Annotated in this window: 10 protein-coding genes, 1 tRNA gene, 1 rRNA gene, 1 other RNA gene and 1 other annotated feature; of the genes, 12 read left to right on the forward strand and 1 reads right to left on the reverse strand. The window is 30.2% G+C overall.

What is annotated here, in order from left to right:
• Nucleotides 1–48: 48 nt before the first annotated feature.
• From rrf to ACI48P_RS21950, 11 genes are all read left to right on the forward strand, one after another.
• Nucleotides 49–165 (forward strand): 5S ribosomal RNA (rrf, locus tag ACI48P_RS21900).
• A 190-nt stretch (nt 166–355) separates the two neighbouring features.
• A complete protein-coding gene (locus ACI48P_RS21905) occupies nt 356–868 on the forward strand; it encodes a 3H domain-containing protein (RefSeq protein WP_475219622.1) in 513 nt (170 codons plus the stop codon).
• A 94-nt stretch (nt 869–962) separates the two neighbouring features.
• The gene (locus tag ACI48P_RS21910) at nt 963–1,823 is read left to right on the forward strand and encodes a mechanosensitive ion channel family protein (RefSeq protein WP_475219624.1); all 861 of its coding nucleotides are present in this window, start codon (nt 963–965) and stop codon (nt 1,821–1,823) included.
• A gap of 91 nt (nt 1,824–1,914) precedes the next feature.
• Nucleotides 1,915–2,135: a binding site (T-box leader), on the forward strand.
• 222 nt (nt 2,136–2,357) lie between these two features.
• Complete coding sequence (gene serS / locus ACI48P_RS21915; protein ID WP_475219625.1) at nt 2,358–3,641, forward strand: serine--tRNA ligase; 1,284 nt, start codon at nt 2,358–2,360, stop codon at nt 3,639–3,641.
• Between the two features lie 155 nt (nt 3,642–3,796).
• Nucleotides 3,797–4,249, forward strand: coding sequence for a nucleoside deaminase (locus ACI48P_RS21920; protein WP_475219627.1), 453 nt, complete (start codon nt 3,797–3,799; stop codon nt 4,247–4,249).
• Between the two features lie 3 nt (nt 4,250–4,252).
• Nucleotides 4,253–4,344: transfer RNA gene (locus tag ACI48P_RS21925), tRNA-Ser, on the forward strand.
• A 30-nt stretch (nt 4,345–4,374) separates the two neighbouring features.
• Nucleotides 4,375–4,639, forward strand: an RNA gene (gene ffs, locus ACI48P_RS21930) — signal recognition particle sRNA large type.
• A gap of 192 nt (nt 4,640–4,831) precedes the next feature.
• Nucleotides 4,832–6,469, forward strand: a complete 1,638-nt coding sequence (gene dnaX, locus ACI48P_RS21935; RefSeq protein ID WP_475219629.1) for a DNA polymerase III subunit gamma/tau — start codon at nt 4,832–4,834, stop codon at nt 6,467–6,469.
• A 56-nt stretch (nt 6,470–6,525) separates the two neighbouring features.
• Complete coding sequence (locus ACI48P_RS21940; protein WP_475219631.1) at nt 6,526–6,870, forward strand: YbaB/EbfC family nucleoid-associated protein; 345 nt, start codon at nt 6,526–6,528, stop codon at nt 6,868–6,870.
• A gap of 12 nt (nt 6,871–6,882) precedes the next feature.
• On the forward strand, nt 6,883–7,482 hold the full coding sequence (gene recR / locus ACI48P_RS21945; protein ID WP_475219633.1) for a recombination mediator RecR: 600 nt from the start codon (nt 6,883–6,885) through the stop codon (nt 7,480–7,482).
• Between the two features lie 143 nt (nt 7,483–7,625).
• Nucleotides 7,626–7,850 carry a hypothetical protein gene (locus ACI48P_RS21950; RefSeq protein ID WP_475219635.1) on the forward strand — a complete coding sequence of 75 codons (225 nt, stop codon included), beginning with the start codon at nt 7,626–7,628 and terminating at the stop codon, nt 7,848–7,850.
• A 59-nt stretch (nt 7,851–7,909) separates the two neighbouring features.
• On the opposite strand, the gene ACI48P_RS21955 is transcribed toward ACI48P_RS21950, so the two are convergent.
• Nucleotides 7,910–9,145, reverse strand: a complete 1,236-nt coding sequence (locus ACI48P_RS21955) for an MGDG synthase family glycosyltransferase (protein ID WP_475219637.1) — start codon at nt 9,143–9,145, stop codon at nt 7,910–7,912.
• Nucleotides 9,146–9,329: 184 nt separating this feature from the next.
• Between ACI48P_RS21955 and ACI48P_RS21960 the strand changes: the two genes are divergently transcribed.
• Complete coding sequence (locus tag ACI48P_RS21960; RefSeq protein ID WP_475219638.1) at nt 9,330–9,560, forward strand: glutaredoxin family protein; 231 nt, start codon at nt 9,330–9,332, stop codon at nt 9,558–9,560.
• Nucleotides 9,561–10,024: the final 464 nt, after the last annotated feature.

A 10,024-nucleotide genomic window follows, 5' to 3' on the forward strand; every position in this document is an offset into this window, starting at 1 on the left:
TAGAGTATTAACTCTACAACTTAATAGAAATATTAAGCATAAAGATTATGTGGTTATTATAGCAAAGAGGATACACCTGTTCCCATTCCGAACACAGAAGTTAAGCTCTTTAGCGCCAATGGTACTTGGGGGGCAACTTCCTGGGAGAGTAGGACGTAGCCACGTAATCTTTTTTATTTTTAAAATAATAAAAAAGGACCTTCTGTAAAGAAGGTCTTTTTTGTTAACATAGCTTTGCTAATATTGATTTATATAAGAATAAAATATAGAATAATATAAGGAATAGAATAAAGCAAAAATAATAAAATTCATATAAAGTGAGCAAAATATTTACAAGCAAAAGGAGAGTATAGAAATGAGTTCAGAAGAAAGAAGAAAACAATTAATAGATATACTAGAATCATCAACACAACCTGTTAAAGGTAGTGAATTAGCTAAAAAGTTAGAAGTTAGTAGACAGGTAATAGTTCAGGATATAGCTCTTATAAGAGCTAAAGGATATGAAATAATAGCAACTCCTCAAGGATACATAATATATGCTAAAAGTAGTGTTGTAGAATATATAAAATGCAAAAATCATATAAATGATGATGAGATATATGATGAATTAAAAACTATAGTTGATATGGGTGGGATTATAAAAGATGTTATAATAAATCATCCAACATATGGGGAAATAAAAGCAAACATTAACGTATCGACACAAAGAGATATATTAAGTTTTATGGAGAAAGTAAAAAATAATGAATTTAAACAACTATCTTCATTAAGTAAACAAGATCATATCCATACAATAGAAGCACCAAGTAGAGAAATAATGGATTATATTATTAAGGAACTAGGAGATAAAGATATATTATCTAAATAAAAAAATGTATTAAATATACATAATGGTGATATAGAAATAAATTTAATATTATTGTTTACTAAATAAGATTAGTTTTAGTATGAAGGAGGTTGAAATGAGAGACGTGACAAAAAATGTAGCGCAAAAAACCTTAGAAAACTTTTCTGATGGAATAGCTGAAAAAGGACCAAGTATACTTTATGGAGTACTATTTTTTGTTATAGGTGTATATGTATCTAGGTGGATAAAAAGATTAGTGTCAAAATTTTTAACAAAATATAATGTTAGTAAAGGTATAACTAACTTTATTGTATATGGAATATACATAGCTATGCTATCTATAGTGACGCTTACATCTTTAGAAATGGTCGGTGTTAAAACGACATCAGTAGTAGCAGTGCTTGGAGCTGCAGGTTTCAGTATAGGATTAGCATTTAAAGAGATATTATCAAATGTTGGGTCAGGGATGATATTATTATTTTTTAAGCCATTTTCTATTGGTGATTACATACAGGGGTCAGGTGTAGAAGGAACTGTTCATGATATTCAAATTTTTAGTACAGTACTTAAAACACCGGACAATAAAACTGTTATTGTACCAAATTTCCAGCTAACTAGTAATAATATTACAAATTTTACCCATCAAAAAATAAGAAGAATAGATTTTTCTTATAATGTTACTTATGACAGTGATGTAGCTTTAGTAAAAAAGGTGCTTAATGATATTTTCAGAGAAGACAGTAGAGTTTTAGAGGATCCTAAGCCGATAATAGGTATATTTACAATAGCCAATAATGCAATACAAATAGTGGCTAGACCGTGGGTATATACTGAAGAATACTGGGATGTATACTTTGACGTAATGGAAAAAGTCAAAAAAAGATTTGATGAAAATAAAATAGAAGTAGCATTTTTGCCAGGAATTATATATAATAACATTAAACCGAATGGAAGCAACGATTTGGTGATGAAATAACAATAATAAACAAAAAATTAAAAATTTTGAATAAATAGTATTGAAACTTGTTAATATATATAATATAATGAGTATCAAATAAAACATTTAGTTAAAAGCTTTGACGGAAACTAGTAAAAGACATGTTTGTATTCAGAGAGTGAGTGGTTGGTGTGAACTCATGACAATGGTTTTTGAATCCATTCCCGAGCTTCTAGACGGAACTAATAGTAAGTCTAGACGTATGCCTACGTTACAGGGTTGAGTGGATTATACATATATTTTGTATAATCAATTAGGGTGGCAACGCGGATAAAGACTTTCGTCCCTTTTCTAGGGGATAGAAGGTCTTTTTTTATTACCATAAATTAATATCTGCAAAAAATTAGCTAATTAATACATGTATTGAAAAAAACGTTATCGATAACAAAATAGTAAAAAACAAATACGAAGAGATGGGTTTATTAGTACTAATAAGCATACTTCAAAAGCAAAAATAAATAAGAAAAATAAATGAGTTAAAATAATCAAATAAAAAAATAGGAGGAATTAAAAATGTTAGATGTAAGAAGAATAAGAGAAAACTTAGAAGATATTAAAAAAGCTATGGACAGAAGAGGAGAGAAAGAATTCGATCTTGATGCTGTAGTTGAATTAGATGACCAAAGAAGAGAATTACTTAAAGAAGTTGAAGTAATGAAGAACGAATTAAACGTTGAGTCTAAGAAAATACCTCAACTTATCAAAGAAGGTAAAGATGTTGAAGCAGCTAAAGCTGAGTTAAAGAAATTATCTGATGCAATAAAAGAAATAGATGAAAAAGTTAGAGCTGTAGAAGCAGATATGGAATATAGATTAATGAGAATACCAAATGTTCCTCACCCAGATGTTCCACAAGGAACAACTGATGATGATAACGTAGAAGTAAGAACTTGGGGAGAAATACCAACATTTGATTATGAAAACAAGGCTCACTGGGATATAGGAACAGGACTTGGAATATTAGATTTCGAAACAGCTGGTAAAATAACTGGTTCAAGATTCACTTTATACAAAGGATTAGGAGCTAGACTTGAAAGAGCTTTAATAAACTTCTTCTTAAACACTCATACAGATGAGCATGGATATACAGAAGTTTTACCACCTTTCATGGCTAACAGAACAAGCTTCATAGGAACAGGACAATTACCTAAGTTTGAAGAAGATATGTTCAAAATAGAAGATGCAGAATACTTCTTAATACCAACTGCAGAAGTGCCTGTAACAAACATACACAGAGATGAAATATTAACTGCAGAACAATTACCAGTAAAATATTGTGCATACACTCCGTGCTTCAGATCTGAAGCAGGGTCTGCAGGTAGAGATACAAGAGGTTTAGTAAGACAGCATCAATTCAATAAAGTTGAATTAGTTAAGTTTGTTGATCCAGAAAAATCTTATGAAGAATTAGAAACATTAACTAACGATGCAGAAAAAATGTTACAATTACTAGGATTACCATACAGAGTTGTTAGAATATGTACTGGAGACTTAGGATTCACAGCAGCATTTAAATATGACTTAGAAGTATGGATGCCAAGTTACAACAGATACGTTGAAATTTCTTCTTGTTCAAACTTTGAAGATTTCCAAGCTAGAAGAGCTGGTATAAGATTCAAGAGAGATAAGAAATCTAAAGCTGAATATGTTCATACATTAAATGGTTCTGGACTAGCTGTAGGAAGAAGTTTAGCTGCTATATTAGAAAACTACCAACAAGCTGATGGATCTGTAGTAGTTCCAGAAGTATTAAGACCATATATGGGTGTAGATGTAATAAAAAAGGATGAATTATAAAATATAGATATTCTTAATTTAATAATTTAAAATATATAAAAGAGAGCAGAAAATGCTCTCTTTTATATAGCTATCCTAAAAACATAAATAAAATAAAGTTGAAATATAAAAAAATATATGATAATATAGAGTTGTTATAAGTTTTAGGAGGCAATATGGAAAAATCATTCTATATGAAAGAAGCAATAAAGGAAGCATATAAAGCATATGACAAGAAAGAAACACCTATCGGAGCTATAATAGTAAAAGATGGTGAGATAATAGCAAGAGCTCATAACTTAACAGAAACGTTAAATGATAGCACAGCTCATGCAGAAATCTTGGCTATAAGACAAGCATCTGAAAGATTAGGAGGCTGGAGACTTATAGATTGTGATTTATATGTAACTATGGAACCTTGTATAATGTGCAGTGGTGCAATAGTAAATTCCAGAATAAAAAAACTTATAATTGGAACTCGACATATAAAAAATTCATACACTGAAAAGCAACATGAATTTAAAGTCGACTACTATGAAAATAGTAACGTTGATGTATCTTATGGAGTTTTAAAAGATGATTGTTCTAATATATTACAAGAATTTTTTAAGACATTAAGGAAAAGATAATAAGGAGAGTTGGTCGAGTTGGTCGAAGGCGCTCGCCTGGAAAGTGAGTATACGTCAAAAGCGTATCATGGGTTCGAATCCCATACTCTCCGCCAGAGAATAATTTAAATATGGTTGTAATTTTACTGTACTAGATGGGGAGGTAGCGGTGCCCTGTAACCTGCAATCCGCTATAGCAGGATTGAATTCCATCTAGAGGCTTACTTTTTGTAGGGCTGCCCTGAATAAGTGGTGTTGACACTTAGGTCCTGCGCAATGGAAGCTCATGAACCCCGTCAGATCCGGAAGGAAGCAGCGGTAAGTGATCACTTTCGTGTGCCGCGGGGGTGCCTGAGTTGAGCTAACTGTTTAGGTAACGCCTATGAAATTAAGTCAATAGATGGTGTACAGTATTTAATATATAAGAAATAATCCCTTTAATGAGGGATTTTTTTATATTATAGATAAATATAAAAAGATATTATCTCCCAAGGATTATAGAAAAGCTATAAAACTGGGCAACTTTATTGATAATAATGATATATTATTCCAGTGTATTGGAAAAAATCAAGATATAGGGAATTTGTATAAGGAGAGAGAAAGATGCATAAAGCATTGTATAGAGCATATAGGCCTCAAACGTTTGAAGATGTAGTAGGTCAAGAACATATAATTAGAACACTTAAAAATCAAATTGAAAATAATAATGTAGGACATGCTTATTTATTTTCAGGAACAAGAGGTACAGGGAAAACATCTACAGCTAAGATTTTTGCAAGAGCTGTAAACTGTTTACATAGTAATAATCAAGAACCATGTAATGAATGTGATGTATGTAAGGACATATTGAAAGACAATATAATGGATGTTGTAGAAATAGATGCAGCTTCTAATAATAGTGTAGACGATATAAGAGAGCTTAGAGAAAGTGTAAAGTATTCACCTACTAAAGCTAAATACAAGGTATATATTATAGATGAGGTACACATGTTGTCTCAAGGAGCTTTTAATGCCTTATTAAAGACGTTAGAAGAACCACCATCATATGTAATATTTATATTAGCTACAACAGAACCTCACAAAATACCGGCTACTATTTTATCTAGATGTCAGAGATTCGACTTTAAAAGAGTTACTGTTGCCGATATGACAGCTAGAATGATAAAGATTTGTAATGAAGAAGATATAAAGGTTGAAGAAAAGGCTCTTAATTTAATATCTAGAAACTCTCAAGGTGCACTTAGAGACGCTCTTAGTATACTAGATCAGTGTATTTCTTTTGGAGATAATGAAATATCATATAAGGATGTTGTTGAATTATTAGGAACTGTTAATGTAGAACAGTTATTTGAATTAGCACAGTACATAATAGACCAAAACACAAAAGAATCGCTTCAGATACTTAATGAATTTGTATTATGGGGAAAAGATATAAGGAACTTAATAAATGACTTAATAGATCACTTTAGAAACTTAATGGTATGCAAAGTATCTACAGAACTAGAAGAAATAATATCTTTACCAGAGGAGACTATAGAACAACTAAAAGCTCAAGCTGAAAATGTAGATGTAAATGACTTAATAAGAGTTTTAAATATATTATCTACAACTCAGGATAGTATGAAAAGTGCATCAAATCCAAGGGTATTAGCAGAAGTTACTATGATGAAAATTGCTCAACCTATGTTTGATGAAAGTAAAGAAGCTCTTATAAAAAGAATAGAAAATCTTGAAAAAGTTATTGAAAGTGGAAGTATAAAGGTAGTTAATGCTAGTGCAGAGACTGATAATGTACAAAAAAATTCACTAAAGAGTGTTAAAAAAGAAGATGTAGTATATGAAGAAGTAAAAAGTGAAGATGTTAAGCTTATAGAAGCTTCTTGGAAGAATATATTACAAAGAATAAAGCAAGATAAGAAGATGCCAATATATGCTCTTTTAAATGAAGTGAAGAGTTTTAATGTATATTCTAGCATGCTATATATAGTATTTGATGATAACTTTGACTTTGCTAAAGCTAGATTAAGTTCTCCTGAGACTATAGAGTACTTAGAAAGAATAGTAAGAGAAATACTTAATAGAAGTTTTAATATAAAAATAGTTTTAAAGTCTGAAGTAAAAAATATAAAGATGGAAATAAATGAAGATAGTCATGATCCAGGAGAAGAGATATTAAAAAATACAATAAGTAGTGATATACTAGAAATAAAAGATAGTATTGAAGAAAATCAAAATCCATAATAATACTATTATGATATAATATAAGAATATAAAGAAATTTAGGAGGATTAATAATCATGGCTAAAAAAGGTTTCGGTGGTGGAATGATGCCTGGAAATATGAACAACTTATTAAAGCAGGCTCAAAAAATGCAAGAAAATATGCAAAAAATGCAATCAGAATTAGAAGCTAAAGAGATAGAAGCTTCTGTTGGTGGAGGAGCTGTAACTGTAAAGGTTAACGGTAAGAAAGAAGTTTTAGACATAAACATAAAACCTGAGGTTGTAGACCCAGATGACATAGAAATGTTACAAGATTTAGTTTTAAGTGCTGTAAACGAAGCATTAAGAAATGTTGATGAATTACAATCGGCTCAAATGAGCAAAGCAACTGGAGGAATGAACATCCCTGGTTTATTTTAGTAGGTGATATATATGCAAGTATACACAGGTCCTATTACTAGATTAATAGAAGAGTTTTCAAAACTTCCTGGGGTTGGAAGAAAAACTGCCCAAAGATTGGCGTTTCATGTAATAAACATGAACACTAATGATGTAGAAGCTCTTTCTAAGGCTATTATAGATGCTAAGAGAGAGATAAGATATTGTTCAGTTTGTTGTAATATAGCTGATACAGATCCATGTAGTATGTGCTCTAATAAAAATAGAGATTCTTCAGTAATTTGTGTAGTGGAAGATCCTAGAGATGTTGCTGCTATGGAAAGAACAAGAGAGTTTAAAGGTAAATATCATGTATTAAATGGTGTTATATCACCTATGGATGGTATTGGACCAGATATGCTAAAAATAAAAGAGTTAATAATAAGATTAGGAAGCGAAGACGTGAAAGAACTTATTATGGCAACTAACCCTACTATAGAAGGGGAAGCTACAGCTATGTACATAGCAAGGCTAGTAAAACCTATGGGGATAAAAGTTACTAGAATAGCTCATGGATTACCTGTTGGTGGAGACTTAGAATACGCTGATGAGGTTACGATATCTAAAGCATTAGAAGGAAGAAGAGAAATATAAAAGTCGAGGTAGATACCTCGACTTTTTTGTCGTTTTGTAAAAGAATTTTGGGTTTGAAAATATGTTAGATTTATTGAATAAAATTGTCCTCTATTGTATAATTTGATATATATTGATTTTAAAAATTTTAATAGGGGTGCAAAATGAAAGCAACTATGAATTTAGAAGAGCATAAAGCTATGAAAGAAAAAAGAGAGAAAAAGTTGAAATCAAAAGATAAGGGGAAATACACTGAAAATGATGATATGAGCCTTTTAATTAAGAAAAAGACAACTAAAACCTCGAAAAGCAAGGGTAGTGATTTTAGAAACAATTATAAAAATTATCAATATGACTATGAAGAAGATTTATATGAACCGAGATATTAGAATATAAGATTAAATTTAAAAATAAAAAATCCCTCCAGATTTATCTGGTAGGGATTTTATTAATTTTGTGGACTAGAGTATGTATTAGAATCTTCATTATCTGAAAGAATATCTACTGCTAAATTAGCTATATTTTGAGCAGAGTTAAATTTTCTTATAGACTTAATATTCTTTTTAAGAATATCTAACCTAGAAGGGTCATCTATAAGTACCTTCAGCAGTACAGATAATGTATATTTTTTTGTGGTTCTAAGTGCAGCGCCACAATTAGAAAGAAAATCAAGATTTTCTTCTTCTTGACCAGGTATATAATAAGGAACTATCATAGGAACATCTTTTAATAATGCTTCAGTAGTCGTTAAACCACCAGGCTTAGTGATAAGTACATCTATAGAAGCTAGTATATCGTTCATCTTATTAGTAAAACCTAGAACTTTGATTGTTTTGTCACCTGTATATGAATTTAATTTCTTTTCGATTTTTTCCTTAAGATTTTCGTTACGGCCTGTTATAACTAGTATTTGGAAATCTCTATCGACCTCTAAAAGTTCTGCTAGAGTTTCTTTTATATTTCCGGCACCAAAGCTACCACCCATAAGTAAAACAGTTAACTTATCTGGAGAAAGTTCAAGCTCTGAAAGAACAGTTTCTTTGTCTCTATTAGACAAGAAAGATTTTTCTACAGGTATACCGAAAGCTTTGATTTTATCAGAGTCTACACCATCGTATACCAGTAACTCTTTTACATATTCATGTCCAACTATATAGTAGTCTAGCTCGTTTTGTATCCATGTAGAATGTGTTGTATAGTCAGTAAGCACAGACATCATAGGTGGAACTCTTAAATCTTTATAATACTTATGAAAAGGGTCATTTAAACTGTATGGAGCGTCTTCTACATATGTATTCTTCTTAAGCGTGCTGAGTGCGATCATCGGGAATGGATGAGTACCTATGATTAAATCAGGTTTAGTAATATGAAGAAGCTTTTTAAATTTTCTAGCCATAAATGAAGTAAGTAAATTATCTTTAAATTCATTTCTAGAAACCAAAGTAGTTTCAGACATTCTATAAACACTTCCGTATGCTTTAGGTGTGTATATTGCTGACTTTTCGTATCCTCTAGAAATTATTTTATCCATTGTTGTGTTAACTAATTTTAAACTATCTATTATTTCGCATACAACGGGTTCTCCATCTATGGTCTTGTTAGTCAATTCTTCCTTTATAGCTCGAGCAGCTCTATTATGTCCTCCGCCAGTAGAGGCAGACATAATTAATACCTTTTTGCTCATAACAAATCCTCCTAAAATTTAGAGTTATATTGTACAATTATACAAATTTATGTATTATAATTATACTTCAAAAAAAAGAAACTATAAGTAAATTATTTACTAAATTTGATTTATTAATAATCTAATATAAGATTAGAAAAAATACAAGTGTAATAAAATTAAAATAACTAAGGAGTATGAGCAGATGAAAAAGATTCAAATATATACAAGTGATACATGTGGACGTTGTGTACAAGCGAAAGATTATTTCAAACAAAATGGTATTGAATATGTAGAACATAATATAAATAAAAATTCAGAAGCTAGAAAAGAGCTAATAAGTATGGGGTATATGTCTGTTCCAGTTATACTTATTAATGAAGAACATGTTTTAGGATTTGATTTAAAAAGAATAGAACAGCTGTTAGGAAAGTAATATATATATAAGTTGAAGAGATACGGTCTAATTTATATATTTTGGTATAGGGGTTAGATCATATCACTTTATATATAAAATAAAAGAATACTTAAATATTAGAATAAAAAATAAAAAAGGTGATAAAATAACATAGAAGCTAGCTAAATACAACATTGAAGTAAATATATAAAAAAGTTTTAAAAAAAATTATAAAAAAGTATTGACCATATAAAACAAAGGTGATATAGTATTACTTGTCCTTGAGAACAGGACGAAAACGAAAGAAAAATAACTTGAAAAATTAGTTGACAAAGTTAAATGACTTTGGTAAACTAAGGAAGTTGAAAAAAGCCGATAAATTCGGTAAAGATGAACTTTGAAAATTAAACAGTAGGTTAATTTATAGAATTTGAAACAACCAAACAAAGCCAGATATATAACAGTATCTGAGCCCGTTAAACTTTTATTTGAGAGTTTGATCC

The sequence above is a fragment of the Romboutsia sp. LXY-2 genome, assembly GCF_056171995.1.